This is a genomic window from Bradyrhizobium sp. HKCCYLR20261 (assembly GCF_051168435.1).
GTDB lineage: Bacteria > Pseudomonadota > Alphaproteobacteria > Rhizobiales > Xanthobacteraceae > Bradyrhizobium.
Genome location: NZ_JBNPUZ010000025.1, coordinates 60,229 through 77,339, shown reverse-complemented (window position 1 = coordinate 77,339; position 17,111 = coordinate 60,229). Strand labels below are relative to the sequence as shown.

The window sequence follows — 17,111 nt, the reverse complement described above, 5'->3', positions numbered from 1 at the left end:
GCAAAAGTGTCGGTGATGTCCCCGAACAGGTGTCGGCTATCTCCCCGGGCTAAACACTTGACCGGGCGATCCAGTACGCCGCGGCCTGCGTGGGTCCACCGAGACGCCGCGGCGTACTGGATCCCCGCTTTCGCGGGGATGACGACCTTGTTTGGGGCGACGCATCGGGCTGCAATAGCCCGACGAACTGCCAAGCCAATTTGTGCGGCCGAAGCCGCGCGTCACGCATGCCCCGACGCCATCTGCCCCGCGGCGCGGCGGGGGCGCTCGGAGACCTGCTCGCCCAGCGCGCGCTCGCGGACCAGCGACAGCGCGTGGTCGCGTTCGGCGGCGGTGCTGCGGCGGGGCTCGGCAACACGGGGCAGGACCATGTCGTCCTCGATCGGGTCCTTCGGCACCAGCGACAGCGCGCGGGCGAACGGATCGAGCGAGGCATCGTGGCCCTTGCCGCTGTCGCGGCTCGGCTCCGGCTCGGCGGGACGCCGCGCGACCAGTGTCTTGATGCGGCCGAGGATGCCGGACGGCGCCTCGTGCGGAGCGGACTCGAACGGATCGGCATAGAACGTCGCGCCAGCCTTCTCCACCATGCCGGCAAGCGCGGTGACCATGCGCGGCGAGCCGCAGGCATAGACCACGTCGGAGGCCGTCAGCGTCGGCATCGCCGGCTCGATGCGTCCGGTGCGGATCGAGGGGTGATTGATGGGACCTTCCTCAACGGTCGGGATCACCGTGACGTTCGGCAGCCGCGCCAGCTGCGCCAGGATCGGCGTCATGTAGAGCTGCGGCAGCTTCTTGGCGCCGGCGATGATCACCATGGGGCGGCTGCGGTTCTCGCGCAGCGCCATCGCCGCGATCGCCCAGATCGGCGCGAAGCCGGTGCCGCTGCCGGCGAGCACCAGGCGCCCGGTGCCGCCCGGCCGCAGGAACGCATGACCATACGGCCCCTGGATGCGCAGCCGATGTCCGGGGCGAATGCCGTTGCCGAGCGCCTGCGTGACGCGGCCGCCGCGCACCTTCTTGATGTTGAGATGGATGACGCGGCCGCCGATGCGGCCGTCGAACGACGCGGTCGGGCTGTAGGCGCGCGCCGGATAGCCGGCGAAGGTGAACTTGAAGTACTGGCCCGGCAGGTAGCTGATGCTCTTCTCCGGCGCGATCATCAGCTCCATGATATCGGGCGCGACCTCGCGCAGGCCCACCAGCCGCGCCTTGCTGATGTCGATCTCCGGCACGTCCTCCACCTCGACGTCGAGGTCGGAGACGACACGGGCCTGGCACGCATAGATCATCCCTTGTGTATGCGTCTCGCCGCATACCGTCTGTCCCTTGGCGACGTGAACCATGCAGGTGCCGCAGGTGCCCGCGCGGCAGTCGAACGGAATCTCGACGCCGTTGGCGAGCGCGCCGTCGAGCAGCACGTCGCCCGCGCGAAGGCGGAACTGGCGGCCTTTGACGGTGACGGTCCTGAAGTTCGACATGATCAACTCCTCGCTCGATACGCTATTGACGGTGTGGGATGTCGTGACGCCGCGGGATCAGGCCTTGCCGGGCGAGACGCGGATCAGGTTCTTGTTGGCCGTGCTCTCGAACCGGCTCGACCAGTAGTTCGACGCCATCACCGGCCGCTTCAGCCAGCTTACCTTCGGATTGCGCAGCACCAGGAACCAGAAGAAGAACGGCGTCGTGACGAGATGCGAGACCAGCGGAAACCAGTCCGGCAGCAGCGAGGCGGGGCCGGGCAGGCGATACCAATAGTAGGTGCTGATCGCGGTGGCCGCGAAGATGCGGTGCATCCGGGTACGGCTGGCCGGCTTGTAGCGCAGTACATGCTCGCCGATCTTGAAGAGGACGTAGCTGACGATGGCGGCGACGAACGGCCACGCATAGGCCGAGATGATCTCGGCCTGTCCGACCTGCTGCGGTGGATAGTCCGGCACCTGGAACCAGCCCCAGACGAAGCCCGGGAAGCTGCCGATCAGGAAGTTGCCGAGGAACTGCTGCACCTTCGTCGGCGCGCCCGCCGTCGGCGTCAGCTCCGGCGTCGAGTCGGGGCAGGGATTGCTGCAGGCTTCGCAGATGTTGCAGCGGGCGTTCTTGAAGGTGAGGGCCGGATTAGTGCCGTAGAGGCGCTCGACGGGATGGATCGGGCACAGCGACGTGCACCAGCCCGAGCGCATCTCGAACACCGAGCCCATCGCGAACGCCATGAACGCGGCCGACAGCAGCATCAGCGCGGTCAGCGGGCCATCGACATTCAGGCCGATGCGCCGCATCGGCACGACGATGAACAGCAGCGTCACGCTCACCACCGCAAGCGTCGCTGCGCCCCATTCGGGCATGCGGATATTCTGCGAGATGCCCATCTTGTTGGGCAGCAGATGAAACGTCGCCATCGGGCAGATGTTGCGCCACAGGCCCGGCGAGATCGTCACCAGCGCCGGCGCGACCGGGATCAGAAGATTCCACATCAGCGCGATGCCGAGCGGCGGAAAGAACAGCAGCAGGTTCACCAGGAGAACACCGACGACCAGCATGACCGTCTGCATCGTCAGCCAGAACCGCCGCTCGGCGCGCCCCGTGCTGCGGCTGCCCGGCTGCGCCGCCGGTTGATACTTCGCGGGGGCCACCTTGACGGCCACATGGGCGAGCGGCGGGGCGTCTCCATACTGCGAACCGAAATCGTACCGGGGCGAACGTTGGGCGCTGTTGTTTGGCATTGCTTTCCAGGACGCGTTGTTCTGCACGATCGCGCCGACGCCACCACCCAGGAGCTGGACTTGTTAGTCCGACAATTCCTGTCAGTTCGTGTCTCAGCGCATGCTGTGCTGCAGAATCTGACGGCGAGATGTGGCGCTTTTTGACGGCCAATATGGACGTCCCTGGGCCATGCTGCGGTTGGGTTGCGGCCGTTTGATCTGGATCAAACCGAGGAACATCAAGGATTTGATCGGGATCTGGAGAGGTTTTTGCGAGGCGTTTGATCTGGATCAATGACGGCCTTCAGTGTGACAGATCATGGGCCCGATCGAGTTCGATCTTGACCCTCATTCGGAGTGCGCTGATGGGGGCATCTCGCTCTATCGCACGTCATGACCGCCACTCCTCACCCTGAGGAGACCGCCTCAAGGCGGTCGTCTCGAAGGGCGAGGCCTCGCTGGGGCCTCATGGTTCGAGACGCGCCGCGAGGGACGCTCGTAGTTCGCATTGACTTGCTTGGCGCGGCGCTCCTCACCATGAGGAGAGGCTTCGAGGGCGGCGCCGCACACGGGATCATGGGAACGTCAGCCGGCGTCTTCATTCGGAACAGCGATCGCCGAGGCTGACTGTCGGGAGATGTGACGATGTGACTGCTCGTCGGGCAAATCAGTTGCCCGCTGCAAAACCTGTCCAGCCCTGGCTGCAAAAATAAACCGCTTGTTGACTTCGTAAAATCAGCATTATGATTTGATCGTTCCGTTGCGTCGGAGGGGACGTATCGCGGTCGTCACGGACGTCGGCAGCGGAATGCGGTGGGCGTGTGTCGTTGCAGCGTGATCATTCGCGCCGACGAACAATGATGCACGCACGGTCAAGTCGCACGGTCCTGACACCCCGATGCTGGTGTCCAGCGCAATGCGCGCAAGCGCATTGTCGTGATACGGTGGCCAGAAAGCCCGGCGCACCGGGGAGAATGCGAAGCAGCCGTTCAAACCATCGCGCAGGGAGGGCCGGGCGTTCTCGGCCAGACCTGTGGTACCCACCGCCTGCATTTTTTTCCGCAGGCGGGCCACGGGCGCGGCCAGCGCCCGGCCTTCCCTGCGCCCTTCACTGACAAAAGGGCGACGAGATCAGCATGACCCGGGCGAAGTGCGTCGCGGGACGGCGAACGCATGTGGTGATGATGCGGGCGAATCCTGCGCTCGTGTGGCGCTTCAGATGCTTGTGGCAATTCCATCGACACGACAAAGGTCGTCATTCCGGGACGCGACGCGCAGCGGCGCGGGCCCGGAATCCATACTCCCGATCGTGGTTATGGATTCCGGGCTCGCGCTCCGCGCGCCCCGGAATGACGGAGGAGAGAGATGAGCACATGCGCGCATACCTTTATGCGGGGCAAGACACTCGCTCGAGGGAGTCCAGGCGCCTCAGCCAGCTCCGCTGTCGTCCCGGACAAGCCCGGCAACGCGCAGCGTTGTCGGGCGCCGATCCGGGACCCATACCCCCAGGGAGGAGTTTGTGGCTGGATGGTCATGGGCCTTTTCGCGCCTCACAACCGCCGCGGAGTATGGGTCCCGGCGTTCGCCGGGACGACGGCGGTGGGCGGGGCGGCGGCTTGGCTCACACCGGCAGGGCGATGGAGTACTTCACCTGGCTCAGCGCGAAGCTCGACTCGATCGACGCGATGCCGTCGAGCCGTGTCAGCTTCGTCTTCAAGAACGCTTCGTACGACGACAGATCGGCCACCACTACGCGCAGCATGTAGTCACGGTTGCCGGTCATCAGATAGCACTCCAGCACTTCCGGCCACGCCGAGATCGCCTTTTCGAAGCGCTTGAGATCCTCCTCCTTCTGCCGCGCCAGCTTGATCGAGATGAAGACCGAGACGTGCAGCCCGAGCGCCTTCTGGTCGACGGTGGCGAGATAGCGGGTGATGACGCCACGCTCTTCCAGCAGCTTGACGCGGCGGTGGCAGGGCGACACCGACAGGCCGACCTTGTCGGCGAGCTCCTGCATGGTGATGCGGCCGTCGGCCTGGAGGTGGCCGAGGATCTTGCGGTCGATGGTGTCGAGGTCGGGCATTGGGATATGGCACCGAAAAAGATCGTTGTGATGGGAAAATATCCCAATAATGACCCGCCGTGCGCGAAAATTTGAGAATTATGGTCGCCTCAGCAGGATTAGAGTCAACGAATCCACCGAACGCCCCTGGGAGCAGCGCGCCATGGCCAAGCCATCTGCATTGACGCCATCCGCATCGACAGCATCCGCACCGTCAGACCGTCTCGCCATCCTGAACGCGCTGACCCGCAAGGCGCTGTGGCTGTCGTCCTGGACCATTCATCACGCCAACCACATCCGGCCGAACGTCGATGGCCTCAAGGTCGGCGGCCACCAGGCGTCCTCGGCCTCGCTCGCGACCATCATGTCGGCGCTGTACTTCTCGGTGCTGCGTCCTGAGGACCGCGTCGCGGTCAAGCCGCATGCGAGTCCCGTCTTCCACGCCATTCAATATCTGTTCGGCCGCCAGACGAAGGAGAAGCTGGAGAATTTCCGCGGCTTCAAGGGCGCGCAGTCCTATCCATCGCGCACCAAGGATGTCGACGACGTCGACTTCTCCACCGGCTCGGTCGGCCTCGGCGTGGCGCAGACGCTGTTCTCCTCGCTGGTGCAGGACTACGTCAAGGCGCATGGCTGGATGAAGGACCGCCGCGAGGGCCGCATGATCGCGCTGGTCGGCGACGCCGAGATGGACGAGGGCAACATCTTCGAGGCCCTGGCCGAGGGCTGGAAGCACGGCCTGCGCAACACCTGGTGGATTGTCGACTACAACCGCCAGAGCCTCGATGCCGTGGTGCGCGAGGGTCTCTGGGAGAAGTTCGAGACCATGTTCCGCAATTTCGGCTGGGACGTGGTGATCGTGAAATACGGCCGGCTGATGCGCGAGGCGTTCGCCGAGCCCGGCGGCGAGGCGCTGCGCCGCTGGATCGACAACTGCCCCAATGCGCTGTACGCGGCGCTGTGCTTCCAGGGTGGGGCTGCCTTCCGCAAGCACATCCAGGACGAGATCGGCGACCAGGGCGACGTGACGCGGCTGCTGGACAAGCGCAGCGACGACGAGCTGCTGGCGCTGATGTCCAATCTCGGCGGCCACGACATGGCCAGCATGCTGGAGGCGTTCGAGTCCATCGATCACGACCGCCCGGTCTGCTTCATCGCCTACACCATCAAGGGCGTCGGCCTGCCGTTCCAAGGCCACAAGGACAACCACGCCGGCCTGATGACGGTCGCGCAGATGGAGACCTGGCGTGCGCAGCAGAACATCCGCCCGGGCCATGAGTGGGACAAGTTCGAGGGTTTGACGCAGGATGCCGCCACGCTGGAGGCGTTCCTCAAGTCGGTGCCTTTCAACCGCGATGGCCGCCGGCTGGACGATGCAGTCTTCGACGTGCCGGAGCGGCTGACCTTCACTGCGGCTGCGCAGATGTCGACGCAGCAGGGCTTTGGCCTGATCCTCAACGACCTCGCCCGCAGCGACAGCGCGATGGCCTCGCGCATCGTGACGTCGTCGCCGGACGTGACCGTCTCGACCAATCTCGGTGCCTGGGTCAACCGTCGCGGCCTGTTCGCGCATGCCGAGAAGGCCGATCTGTTCCGCAGCGAGAAGATCCCCTCGACCTTCAACTGGGCGGCGTCGCCGAAGGGCCAGCACATCGAGCTCGGCATCGCCGAGATGAACTTGTTCATCATGGCCTCGGCGCTCGGCCTGTCGCATTCCATCAACGGCGCGCGGCTGCTGCCGATCGTGACCTTGTACGATCCCTTCATCGAGCGCGGCCTCGATGCGCTGAACTACGCCTGCTATCAGGACGCGCGCTTCATGGTGGTCGCAACGCCGTCGGGCGTCACGCTCGCGCCGGAGGGCGGCGCGCATCAGTCGATCGCGACGCCGCTGATCGGTATGGCGCAGGACGGGCTGTCGTCGTTCGAGCCGGCCTTCGTCGACGAGCTCGCCGCGATCATGAAGTGGGGATTTGCCCACATGCAGGCCGCGCCGGGCGAGGGCGGTTCGCTTTACCTGCGGCTGTCGACGCGCCCAATCGACCAGCCGCAGCGCATCATGACCCCGGAGATGGAAGCCGACATCGCCGCCGGCGCCTATTGGCTGCGCAAGCCGGGGCCGAACGCGGAGGTGATCATCGCTTATACCGGGACGGTCGCGCCGGAGGCGATCGAGGCCACCGGGCTGATCGGCGAATCCCGCCGCGACGTCGGCCTGCTGGCGATCACCTCGGCGGACCGCCTGCATGCCGGCTGGACCGCCGCGCGCAGCCTGCGGCGGCATCGCCGCGGCGTGCAGCGCCTCAGCCATATCGAGCAACTGATGGCGCCGCTGCCGCGCGATTGCGGCATCGTCACCGTCATCGACGGTCATCCGGCGACGCTCGGCTGGCTCGGCTCGGTGCGCGGCCATCGCGTCGAGGCGCTGGGGGTGGAGAAGTTCGGCCAGACCGGCACGATCGACGATCTCTATCGCCATAACGGCATGGATGCGAACGCGATCATCGATGCCGCCGAGAGCCTGACCGGCGCGCCGGTCCGGCATCGCAAGATGGCGGTGTGAGGGCGGCCAAAACGAGGACGCCGCCTCCCTCACCTGAATGAGGGAGACGGCGTCGCAACTTGGATCAAATGTCTAGGTTATGAAACGCTACGCAATACAAACTGACGAAAGTATCGGTTCTGGAATCCTGTCCGGCGTCCTTTCGAGATGCCGTCATGTCTATGACGAGGAGATTAGCCAGGGCGATCGAACCGCGATGTGAAGCAGTTCACATCTTGGAAATGAATCTTTGAGGTGGGAATTCTGCCATCCGGAATGACGGTCATTCGGAGGCGAAAGAGGGGAGCCGCGATTGTTGCGGCGCAAAATGGAGCGGCGACGAAACGCAGGCCGGTCGGCTTGCGCCGGTCGCGGGCTTGCTCCTATATCCGCGGGACGCAACCCCGGTCCCCGCATGTGGCGGGTTCATCCCGCGGATCGCGCGTGCCAGGATGCCGGTCCGCGCGCAGCCGCTCCCCCATATGCTTCCACCTGAAGAGGTTTTCCGATGGTCAATCGCCTGCAATTCTACATCGACGGCGCCTGGGTCGATCCGGTCGTCAAGAAGTCCACCCCGGTCGTCAATCCCGCGACCGAAGAGGCGATGTATGAGGTTGCGCTGGGCTCCAAGGCCGATGTCGACAAGGCCGTCGCCGCCGCGAAGCGCGCCTTCGAGACCTTTTCGCAGACCTCGCGCGAGGAGCGCGTCGCGCTGCTCGAGCAGATCATCACGATCTACAAGGGCCGCATGAAGGAGATCGGCGCCGCCGTCTCCGACGAGATGGGCGCGCCGCTGCCGATGGCGGAGAAGCTGCAGGCCGGCGCCGGTCTCGGCCACCTGATGTCGACGCTCGACGTGCTGAAGAAGTACGAGTTCGAGGAGACGCTGCCGTCGTCCGTGGTGGTGCGTGAGCCGGTCGGCGTCGTCGGCATGATCACGCCGTGGAATTGGCCACTCAACCAGATCGCCTGCAAGGTCGCGCCCGCGCTGGCCGCCGGCTGCACCATGATCCTGAAGCCGTCGGAGTTCACCCCGACCTCGGCGCTGATCTTCGCCGAGATCCTGCATGAAGCCGGCGTGCCGAAGGGCGTGTTCAACCTGATCAACGGCCTCGGGCCGGAGGTCGGCGCCGCGATGAGCGAGCATCCGGACATCGACATGATCTCGTTCACCGGCTCGACCCGCGCCGGCATCGATGTCGCCAAGCGCGCTGCGCCGACCGTGAAGCGCGTCAGCCAGGAACTCGGCGGCAAGTCGCCGAACGTGATCCTCGAAGGCTCCGACCTGAACAAGGCGGTCATCGGCGGCGTCATGCACATGTTCAACAATTCCGGCCAGTCCTGTAACGCGCCGTCGCGCATGATCGTGCCGGCTGCGCGGATGAAGGAAGTGGCTGCGATCGCCAAGGGCGTCGCCGACAAGACCAAGGCCGGCGATCCCCGCGGCGAGGGCACCACGATCGGCCCGGTGGTCAATCGCGGCCAGTGGGACAAGATCCAGGCGCTGATCAACAAGGGCATCGAGGAGGGCGCGACCCTCGTCGCCGGCGGTCCGGGCCTGCCCGAGGGCGTCAACAAGGGCTTCTACGTCCGCCCGACGATCTTCGCCGACGTCAAGCCTGAGATGACGATCTCGCGCGAGGAGATTTTTGGGCCGGTGCTGGTGATCATCGGTGCGCAGGACGAAGCCGAGGCGGTGAAGATCGCCAACGACACGCCCTATGGTCTCGCCGGCTATGTCACGGCGCCGACGATCGAGAAGGCCCGCGAGGTCGGCCGCAAGATCCGCGCCGGCAACGTCAACCTGCAGGGCGTCCCGAACGACCGCACCGCACCGTTCGGCGGCTACAAGCAGTCCGGCAACGGCCGCGAATGGGGCCGGTTCGGTCTCGAGGAATATCTCGAGGTTAAGGCCGTCGCGGGCTACAACGCGGCCTGATCGGTCTCCGTCATTGCGAGCGCAGCGAAGCAATCCAGGGCCCGGAAGGAAGTCTGGATTGCTTCGTCGTGGAGCATGTCCTCGGGCTCGCCAGAGGCGAGACCCGGGGGCTCCTCGCAATGACGACCAACTAGCCGCCCAGCGCGCCCTGCGTATTCACGTAGAGTGCGTAGATCGACTGGCTGGCGGCCATGAACAGGCGGTTGCGCTTGAGGCCGCCGAAGCAGACATTGGCGCAGCGCTCGGGCAGGGCGATGCGTCCGATCGGCGCGCCGTCCGGCGCGAACACCATGACGCCGTCGAGCTCAGGCGAGCCCATGCCCCAGCCGCACCACAGATTGCCGTCGACGTCGCAGCGCATGCCGTCCGGCGTGCCCGGCCCGGCATCGATGTGGACTCGCTTGTTGGCCAACTTTGTCCCGTCGGCCGAGATGTCATAGGCCAGGATCTTGCGCGTCGGCTGCCCGCGGGATTCGACGATGTAGAGGATGGATTCATCGGGCGAGAAGCACAGCCCGTTCGGCCCCAGCACGCCCTCGGCGACGATCGTCGCACGGCCGGTGGCGCCGTCGATCCGGTACACGTGGGTGTCGATCTCAGGCTCGGCCTTGTAGCCCTCGTAATTGCCGAGCAGGCCGAAGGTCGGATCGGTGAACCAGATCGAGCCGTCGGATTTGACGACGACGTCATTCGGCGAGTTCAGCCGCTTGCCGTCGAACGAGTCCATCAGCACGGTGATGGATCCGTCATACTCCGTCCGCGTGACTCGGCGGCCGCCATGTTCGCAGGTGACGAGCCGGCCCTGCCGATCCCTGGTGTTGCCGTTGGCGAAGTTCGAGGGCTTGCGGAACACCGACACCGCGCCGGTTTCCTCCTCCCATTTCAGGATGCGCTGGTTGGGAATGTCGCTGCAGAGCAGGTAACGCCCGTCGCCGAACCATACCGGTCCCTCGGCCCAGCGCAGGCCCGTCGCCAGACGTTCCACGGCCGACAGCTTGAGCCAGTATTTCTCGAAGCGCGGATCGAGCGCCTGGATTGCCGGATCGGGATAGAAGGTGGCAGGGCGCCAGCCCTGCGTGTGAGCGTTTCCGTCGGACATTTGGCTGGTCCCGTTATTGTGCCCTGGCGATCTCTGCTATCATCGGCTGGTCACGACCGCAAACCTGCGGACCCAACACGAGGGATGAAATGCCACGTATCTTGATGACCGGTGCGAGCGGTGGAATCGGCACGTCTTTGCGGAAGCTGCTGCCGCCGATCTATCCGGACCTTCTGCTCAGCGACCTCAAACCGCCGGCCGATCTCTCCAGCCAGGAGACCTTCAAGGCGGCCGATCTTGCCGACCTCGCCCAGGTCGAGGCGCTGTGCGAAGGCGTCGACGGCATCATCCATTTCGGCGGCTATTCGGTCGAAGGCCCCTGGAACGACATCCTGCAGGCCAACATCATCGGTGGCTACAACCTGTTCGAGGCCGCGCGCCGCAAGGGTGTGAAGCGCGTGGTGTTCGCCTCGTCGAACCACGCGGTCGGTTTCTATCCGCGCCACCGCAAGATCGACAATGACGTGCAGCCGCGCCCCGACGGGCGCTACGGCGTCAGCAAGGTGTTCGGCGAGGCCGTGGGCTCGCTCTATGCCGACAAGCACGGGCTGAAGGTGACGTGTCTGCGCATCGGGAATTTCGGCGACAAGCCGCTCGACAAGCGCCGGCTGTCGATCTGGCTGAAGCCGGACGACCTCGTCCAGCTCTGCCGCATCGGCCTGGAGCATCCGGACATTCATTTCGAGGTGCTGTACGGCGCGTCGCTCAACGAGCGCGCCTGGTGGGACAACCAGCGCGCCTATGATCTCGGCTATCGCCCGACCGGCCGCGCCGAGGATTTCCGCGAGCACGCCATGGCCGAGCAGGCCAAGCTACCCGCCGATCCGATCGGGGACTATTTCCAGGGCGGCGCGTTCTGCACCACGGAGTTCGACGCCGACACCAGCCGGATCATCGACTGGGGTTAATAAGACATCGTCATTCCGGGGCGCGTCCGCAGGGCGCGAACCCGGAATCTCGCAGTGAGAGTACAAACTAATTTCTGGATTCCGGGTTCGCGCTTCGCGCGCCCCGGAATGACGTAGACAACGAAAGAGAAGACCATGACCGATGGCTTGCGCAAGGGATTGACCGCTTACGGCGATGCCGGCTTTTCGCTGTTCCTGCGCAAGGCCTTCATCAAGGCCGCCGGTTATTCCGACGACGCGCTCGATCGTCCGATCGTCGGCATCACCAATACCTACAGCGACTACAATCCCTGCCACGGCAACGTGCCGCAGATCCTGGAGGCGGTGAAGCGCGGCGTCATGCTGTCGGGCGCTATGCCGTTCGTGTTTCCGACGATCTCGATCGCCGAAAGCTTTGCGCATCCGACCTCGATGTACCTGCGCAATTTGATGGCGATGGAAACCGAGGAGATGATCCGCGCCCAGCCGATGGATGCCGTGGTCGTGATCGGCGGCTGCGACAAGACGCTGCCGGCGCAGATCATGGCCGCAGTGTCGGCCGATCTGCCGACGGTGGTCATTCCTGTGGGGCCGATGGTCGTCGGGCATCACAAGGGCGAGGTGCTCGGCGCTTGCACCGATTGCCGTAGGCTGTGGGCGAAGTATCGCGCGGGCGAGATGGACGACAGCGAGATCGAGGCGGTCAACGGCCGGCTCGCACCGTCGGTCGGCACCTGTATGGTGATGGGTACGGCCTCGACCATGGCCTGTGTTACCGAAGCGCTCGGCCTGTCCCTGCCGATGAGCGCGACGATACCGGCACCGCATGCCGAGCGTTTCCGCTCGGCTGAGGCCAGCGGCCGGGTTGCGGCGGAAATGGCCAAGGCCAAGGGGCCGAAGCCGAGCGAGTTGCTGACGCCGGCCGCCTTCAAGAACGCGCAGGTGGTGCTGCAGGCGATCGGCGGCTCGACCAACGGGCTCGTGCATCTCACCGCGATCGCGGGTCGCACGCCGCACAAGATTGATCTAGACGCCTTCGACAGGATTGGTCGCGAGGTGCCGGTGCTGGTCGATCTCAAGCCGTCCGGCGATCACTACATGGAGCACTTCCACCACGCTGGCGGCGTGCCAAAGCTGATGAAGCAGCTCGGCGATCTCATCGATCTCGACTGCCGCTCGATCACCGGCCAGTCGCTGCGCGAGATCGTTGCTGCCGCCGAGGACGTGCCCGGCCAGGACGTCATCCGCTCGCGCGCCGATGCAATCAAGCCGGAAGGTGGCCTTGCGGTGCTGCGCGGCAACCTCGCGCCGCGTGGCGCGGTCATCAAGCATTCCGCGGCGAGCGCAAAGCTGCTGCAGCACACCGGCCGCGCGGTGGTGTTCGAGTCGGTCGAGGACATGACGTTGCGAGTCGACGATCCCGAGCTCGACGTCTCGGCCGAAGATGTGCTGGTGCTGCGGAACGCGGGACCCAAAGGCGCGCCGGGGATGCCGGAGGCGGGTTATCTGCCGATTCCGAAAAAGCTCGCGCGGGGCGGCACCAAAGATATGGTGCGCATTTCCGATGCGCGGATGAGCGGCACGGCGTTCGGCACCATCGTGCTGCACATCACGCCCGAGTCCGCCGTCGGCGGGCCGCTGGCGCTGGTGCGGACCGGCGACATGATCCGGCTCGATGTCGCCGAGCGCAGCATTGATCTGCTGGTCGACGACGCAGAACTTCAGCGGCGACGCGCTGAGCTGAAGCCCGCGGCGACGCCTGACTGGGCCGAGCGCGGCTATGCGCATCTGTTTCATGAAACGATCCTGCAGGCCGATGACGGCTGCGATTTCGATTTCATGCGCAGGAAAGGGAAAAGTTGAGCGCAGTCCTACTTTCCCTTGCTGGTGAACCGCTTCACGGCGGCGCGGAATTCATCGGTATGCATGCAGTTGACGATCGCGTCGCGCTCGGCGGCGAGTTGGTCCTCGACCGAGCTGGTCGGCGCCCGGTGGATCAGCGCCTTGGTCGCCGCGATTCCCGCCGCTGTATTCTGCGCCAGCCGCTGCGCGAGCGCATCCGTGGCGGCAGTGAGTTCGGAGACGGGGACGACTTTTGCGACCAAGCCCCACTCATAGGCTTGCGCGGCCGTAAAGCTGTCCTCGGCCAGGAAGATCTGCAGCGCACGCCGGACGCCTGCGGTGGCGACGACGCCAACCGTGCCGCCGCCATCGGGCGAGACGCCAAGCTTGGCATAGGCGGGCGTGAAGCGCGCCTCCTCCGCGGCGATGCAGAGGTCGGCGGCGAAGGCGAGCGACATCCCTGCACCGGCCGCGGAGCCGTGCACGCTCGCGAGCACGATCTTGGGCATGCGCCGCAGGCTGGCGATGAAGGCGTGGTAGTGATGCAGGAGCTCGCCCACGACGGGCGTGATGGTGTCGGCCTCGGCCGCGGCGCCGATTGTCTGCAGGTCGCCGCCGGCGCAGAACGCGCGGCCCTCGCCCTTGAGCACCAGCACGCGGATGCTCGGATCAGCCTCGACCTGCGCCGCGAGCTGCTGCAGGCGCTTGGCAATGGCGAGGTTGATGGCGTTGAACGCGGCCGGGCGGTCGAGCGTGATCGTGGCGATATGGTCGTCGATGCTCAGGCGAGCGGGTTCCGCGGCTGCGTCCGACATTCAGTCCTCCCATCTTTCGTTGTTGCCGCATTTAAGGCGCACAGCAGCCCGGTGACAATGCCGGGGAAGTCTGCGACAACGCGGTTCCGCTGGCATGACGGGAGGTAAACCCGGAGCAGACAAGGCGCGCAAACACGGGGAATGGATGGAATGGGGCAGGTTGCTGTGACGAAGGGACCGGTGGTGATCGTGGGCGCGGGGCATGCGGGCTTCCAGCTCGCGACCTCGCTGCGTCAGGCAGGCTTTGCCGATCCCATCCATCTGATCAACGACGAGCCGCATCTGCCGTATCAGCGTCCGCCGCTGTCGAAGGCGTATCTCAAGGGCACCGGCGGTCCGGAGACGCTGATGTTCCGGCCGCAGAAGTTCTACGCGGACCAGACCATCGACCTCGTCTACGACCGCGTCGTCGTGGTCCACCGCGACCAGCGCAAGGTGCTGCTCGCCTCCGGCAAAACGCTCGACTACGGCCACCTCGTGTTCGCCACCGGCGCGCGCAACCGGCTGCTCGACATTCCCAACGCCAATCTCCCCGCCGTGCGCTATCTGCGTATTCTCGACGACAGTGAAGCGCTCAGAAGCTTGCTTGGCGATGCCAAGCGTGTCGTCGTGATCGGCGCCGGCTTCATCGGCCTCGAATTTGCGGCGACCGCGCGCATCAAGGGCCTTGAGGTCGACGTGCTCGAGCTTGGCGCGCGCGTGATGGCGCGGGCCGTCACGGCGGAAATCTCCGACTACTTCCAGAAGCAGCATGCCGAGGCCGGCGTGCGCATCCATCTGGGTGTGCAGTCCACCAGCATCGAGGCCGACGGCACCAAGGTGACGGGCGTCAGCCTCAGCGACGGCCGGCACATCCCGGCGGACCTCGTGGTGGTCGGCGTCGGCGTGCTGCCCAACGTCGAGCTCGCGGCGGAGGCCGGCCTGCAGGTTGCCTCGGGCATCGTGGTCGACGAGTACCTGCTGACCAGCGATCCGCACATCTCGGCGATCGGCGACTGCGCGCTGTTCAAAAGCCCGCGCTTCGGCGGAACGCTGCGGCTGGAGTCGGTGCAGAACGCCACCGATCACGCCCGCTGCGTCGCCGCGCGGTTGACCGGCGACGTCAAGCCGTATGACGGGCAGCCGTGGTTCTGGAGCGACCAGGCCAATGACAAGCTGCAGATCGCGGGGCTCACCACGGGCTATGACCAGGTCGTGCTGCGCGGGGACCCGGCGCAAAAGGCATTCTCCGCATTCTGCTACAAGGAGGGCCGGCTGGTCGGCATCGAATCCGTCAACCGCGCCGGCGACCACATGTTCGGCCGCAAGCTTTTGGCTGCGGGCGGTACGATCGATCCGGCCAAGGCTGCCGATTTGAACTTCGACCTGAAGAGCGCTCTCGCCTAGAGAGCCGCGCGTACCTCCGCTTCTGTGGGCATTGAAGGGCCGGCGCCCATACGCTGCACCGAGATCGACGCCGCCACATTGGCGTAGGCGATTGCATCCGCGATCGCAGCGCCCCGCGCCAGCCCCGCCGCCAGCGCGCCGACGAAGCAGTCGCCGGCGCCGGTGGTGTCGACGGCCTTCACCATGCGGCCCTCGACCAGCTTCGCGTCGCCGCCACGAACGGCGATCGCGCCGCGGGCGCCGAGGGTGACGCAGATGGTTTGGTCCGCGCGCGGATGGAGCTTGTCGACGGCATCGGCGACCTGCTGCGGCGTCGGCGTGTCGCCGAGTTCGACGCCTGACAAGAAGCCCAGTTCGGTCTCGTTGAGCACGAGGACGTCGATCAGCGCGAACAGTCCCTGAGCGAAGGTGGACGCAGGAGCAGGGTTCAGGATCGTCGTCGCGCCGGCGGCTTTCGCGCGCAGGAAGAACGCGGCGATCGTCGCTTGCGGGATCTCGAACTGGCTGACCGCCACGTCGCCAGCCGTCAACGCGATCCGCGCCGCATCATCGCTGCTCACCTCGGCATTGGCGCCGGGGATCACCACGATCGTGTTGTCGGCATTCGCCAGCGTGATGATCGCCGTGCCCGTCGAGGCGCTTGCCGAGTCTCTCACCGCTGCGAGATCAATGCCTTGATCGGCGAGAAACACGCGCAACTGCTCGCCGAACGCATCACGGCCAAGCCGGCCGATCATCACGGTCGGCGCGCCGAGCTTGGCCGCTGACACCGCCTGGTTGGCACCCTTGCCGCCGGGGAAGTACATCACCGACTGTCCCGCGACGGTTTCGCCGACGCGCGGATGACGATCGGCCGTCGCCACGACATCCATGTTTATGCTGCCGGCAACGACGACCCGCCCCATCCGCTCTCTCCCCGACAGCCGCTAGACGCGGGCTTCGAATTCCTGCTTCACCAGCTCGATGTCGGCGAGCGTCGGCAGGCCGGCCTCGTTGCCAAGCTTCTGGATCTTGAAGGTCGAGGCCGCGCGGGCGAACTCGAAATGCTCCTTCCAGCCCTTCGCGGGATTGGCGAGATACGAGTACACATAGGCGCCATGGAACACGTCGCCGGCGCCGTTGGTGTCGATAACGCGTTCACGCGGGATCGGATAGGCGGGCAGCGTATGCACCGCGCCGACCTCGTCGTACCACAGCAGGCCCTTCTCGCCCTGGGTCACGCCGCCGATGCGGCAGCCGCGGCCCTTGAGGTAGTCGAGCATCTTCTCCGGCGTGAGGTCCATCTGTTCGCACAGGCGCTCGGCGACGATGGCGACGTCGATGTATTCCAACAGCTCATGCGTATTGGTGCGCAGGCCGCCGCCGTCGAGCGAGGTCAGGATGCCGGCCTCGCGGCAAAGTTTGGCATAGTGCAACGCCGCATCAGGCTGGTGGCCATCGACATGCAGCGCCCGGCAATTGCCGAGGTTGAGCAGCGGGAACGGATGGATGTGGGCGTCATCGCGGCAGCGCACGATGGCGCGCTTGCCGTCCTTGGGCATGATGAAGGACAGCGAGGAGGCGTTCACTTTCCGTGGATGTACGGAGATGCCGTATTTCGCGGTCATGTCCTGGAACATCCGCCCCAGCCAGTCATTCGCGATGGTGGCGATGAGGTCCGGCACAATGCCGAGTTTGGCGCAGCAAAATGCCGCAGTGACCGCATTGCCGCCGAACGAGACCGCGTAGTCGGAGGCGACGTGCTTCTCGTCTCCCGTCGGCATGTGGTCGGTAATGAACGTCACGTCGATGTAGGTCTGTCCGATAAAGAGGGCCTGCATTGGCATTTCTGTCTCACTAAGGG

Annotated in this window: 12 protein-coding genes; 5 read left to right on the top strand and 7 right to left on the bottom strand. The window is 65.6% G+C overall.

Annotated features, from left to right (window positions below):
* Nucleotides 1–221: 221 nt before the first annotated feature.
* The 3 genes from ACQR1L_RS33075 to ACQR1L_RS33065 form a co-directional block, all read right to left on the bottom strand.
* On the bottom strand, nucleotides 222–1,478 hold the full coding sequence (locus ACQR1L_RS33075; RefSeq protein WP_434862090.1) for a 2Fe-2S iron-sulfur cluster-binding protein: 1,257 nt from the start codon (nucleotides 1,476–1,478) through the stop codon (nucleotides 222–224).
* Between the two features lie 57 nt (nucleotides 1,479–1,535).
* Entirely contained in the window at nucleotides 1,536–2,717 is a 1,182-nt protein-coding gene (locus ACQR1L_RS33070) for a ferredoxin (protein ID WP_434862089.1), read from the bottom strand.
* A gap of 1,600 nt (nucleotides 2,718–4,317) precedes the next feature.
* Nucleotides 4,318–4,779: an Lrp/AsnC family transcriptional regulator gene (locus tag ACQR1L_RS33065; RefSeq protein ID WP_434862088.1), complete on the bottom strand. Its 462-nt coding sequence runs from the start codon at nucleotides 4,777–4,779 to the stop codon at nucleotides 4,318–4,320.
* A 142-nt stretch (nucleotides 4,780–4,921) separates the two neighbouring features.
* Here ACQR1L_RS33065 and ACQR1L_RS33060 point away from each other — a divergent pair, with 142 nt between their 5' ends.
* Nucleotides 4,922–7,321: a transketolase gene (locus ACQR1L_RS33060; RefSeq protein ID WP_434862087.1), complete on the top strand. Its 2,400-nt coding sequence runs from the start codon at nucleotides 4,922–4,924 to the stop codon at nucleotides 7,319–7,321.
* Nucleotides 7,322–7,808: 487 nt separating this feature from the next.
* Nucleotides 7,809–9,239, top strand: a complete 1,431-nt coding sequence (locus ACQR1L_RS33055) for an aldehyde dehydrogenase family protein (RefSeq protein ID WP_434862086.1) — start codon at nucleotides 7,809–7,811, stop codon at nucleotides 9,237–9,239.
* A gap of 130 nt (nucleotides 9,240–9,369) precedes the next feature.
* On the opposite strand, the gene ACQR1L_RS33050 is transcribed toward ACQR1L_RS33055, so the two are convergent.
* Nucleotides 9,370–10,338, bottom strand: coding sequence for an SMP-30/gluconolactonase/LRE family protein (locus ACQR1L_RS33050; RefSeq protein WP_434862085.1), 969 nt, complete (start codon nucleotides 10,336–10,338; stop codon nucleotides 9,370–9,372).
* A gap of 89 nt (nucleotides 10,339–10,427) precedes the next feature.
* On the opposite strand from ACQR1L_RS33050, the gene ACQR1L_RS33045 reads away from it, so the two are divergent.
* Together ACQR1L_RS33045 and ACQR1L_RS33040 are read left to right on the top strand one after the other, a co-directional pair.
* Entirely contained in the window at nucleotides 10,428–11,246 is an 819-nt protein-coding gene (locus ACQR1L_RS33045; RefSeq protein WP_434862084.1) for an NAD-dependent epimerase/dehydratase family protein, read from the top strand.
* A 135-nt stretch (nucleotides 11,247–11,381) separates the two neighbouring features.
* Nucleotides 11,382–13,088 (top strand): IlvD/Edd family dehydratase, encoded by a 1,707-nt coding sequence (locus ACQR1L_RS33040; RefSeq protein ID WP_434862083.1) that lies wholly within the window; start codon nucleotides 11,382–11,384, stop codon nucleotides 13,086–13,088.
* An 8-nt stretch (nucleotides 13,089–13,096) separates the two neighbouring features.
* On the opposite strand, the gene ACQR1L_RS33035 is transcribed toward ACQR1L_RS33040, so the two are convergent.
* Nucleotides 13,097–13,882, bottom strand: coding sequence for an enoyl-CoA hydratase/isomerase family protein (locus tag ACQR1L_RS33035; protein WP_434862082.1), 786 nt, complete (start codon nucleotides 13,880–13,882; stop codon nucleotides 13,097–13,099).
* Between the two features lie 150 nt (nucleotides 13,883–14,032).
* Between ACQR1L_RS33035 and ACQR1L_RS33030 the strand changes: the two genes are divergently transcribed.
* Nucleotides 14,033–15,268, top strand: a complete 1,236-nt coding sequence (locus tag ACQR1L_RS33030; protein ID WP_434862081.1) for an NAD(P)/FAD-dependent oxidoreductase — start codon at nucleotides 14,033–14,035, stop codon at nucleotides 15,266–15,268.
* On the opposite strand, the gene ACQR1L_RS33025 is transcribed toward ACQR1L_RS33030, so the two are convergent.
* Together ACQR1L_RS33025 and ACQR1L_RS33020 are read right to left on the bottom strand one after the other, a co-directional pair.
* Nucleotides 15,265–16,173, bottom strand: coding sequence for a ribokinase (locus tag ACQR1L_RS33025; RefSeq protein ID WP_434862080.1), 909 nt, complete (start codon nucleotides 16,171–16,173; stop codon nucleotides 15,265–15,267). The genes ACQR1L_RS33030 and ACQR1L_RS33025 overlap by 4 nt on opposite strands.
* Before the next feature lie 21 nt (nucleotides 16,174–16,194).
* Nucleotides 16,195–17,088 (bottom strand): sugar kinase, encoded by an 894-nt coding sequence (locus ACQR1L_RS33020; protein ID WP_434862079.1) that lies wholly within the window; start codon nucleotides 17,086–17,088, stop codon nucleotides 16,195–16,197.
* Between the last annotated feature and the right edge of the window lie 23 nt (nucleotides 17,089–17,111).

Excerpts from the sequence above, each read along its gene's own strand:
- ACQR1L_RS33075 (WP_434862090.1), bottom strand. The coding sequence starts at position 1,478 with ATGTCGAACTTCAGGACCGTCACCGTCAAAGGCCGCCAGTTCCGCCTT.
- ACQR1L_RS33070 (WP_434862089.1), bottom strand. The coding sequence starts at position 2,717 with ATGCCAAACAACAGCGCCCAACGTTCGCCCCGGTACGATTTCGGTTCG.
- ACQR1L_RS33065 (WP_434862088.1), bottom strand. The coding sequence starts at position 4,779 with ATGCCCGACCTCGACACCATCGACCGCAAGATCCTCGGCCACCTCCAG.
- ACQR1L_RS33060 (WP_434862087.1), top strand. The coding sequence starts at position 4,922 with ATGGCCAAGCCATCTGCATTGACGCCATCCGCATCGACAGCATCCGCA.
- ACQR1L_RS33055 (WP_434862086.1), top strand. The coding sequence starts at position 7,809 with ATGGTCAATCGCCTGCAATTCTACATCGACGGCGCCTGGGTCGATCCG.
- ACQR1L_RS33050 (WP_434862085.1), bottom strand. The coding sequence starts at position 10,338 with ATGTCCGACGGAAACGCTCACACGCAGGGCTGGCGCCCTGCCACCTTC.
- ACQR1L_RS33045 (WP_434862084.1), top strand. The coding sequence starts at position 10,428 with ATGCCACGTATCTTGATGACCGGTGCGAGCGGTGGAATCGGCACGTCT.
- ACQR1L_RS33040 (WP_434862083.1), top strand. The coding sequence starts at position 11,382 with ATGACCGATGGCTTGCGCAAGGGATTGACCGCTTACGGCGATGCCGGC.
- ACQR1L_RS33035 (WP_434862082.1), bottom strand. The coding sequence starts at position 13,882 with ATGTCGGACGCAGCCGCGGAACCCGCTCGCCTGAGCATCGACGACCAT.
- ACQR1L_RS33030 (WP_434862081.1), top strand. The coding sequence starts at position 14,033 with ATGGGGCAGGTTGCTGTGACGAAGGGACCGGTGGTGATCGTGGGCGCG.
- ACQR1L_RS33025 (WP_434862080.1), bottom strand. The coding sequence starts at position 16,173 with ATGGGGCGGGTCGTCGTTGCCGGCAGCATAAACATGGATGTCGTGGCG.
- ACQR1L_RS33020 (WP_434862079.1), bottom strand. The coding sequence starts at position 17,088 with ATGCAGGCCCTCTTTATCGGACAGACCTACATCGACGTGACGTTCATT.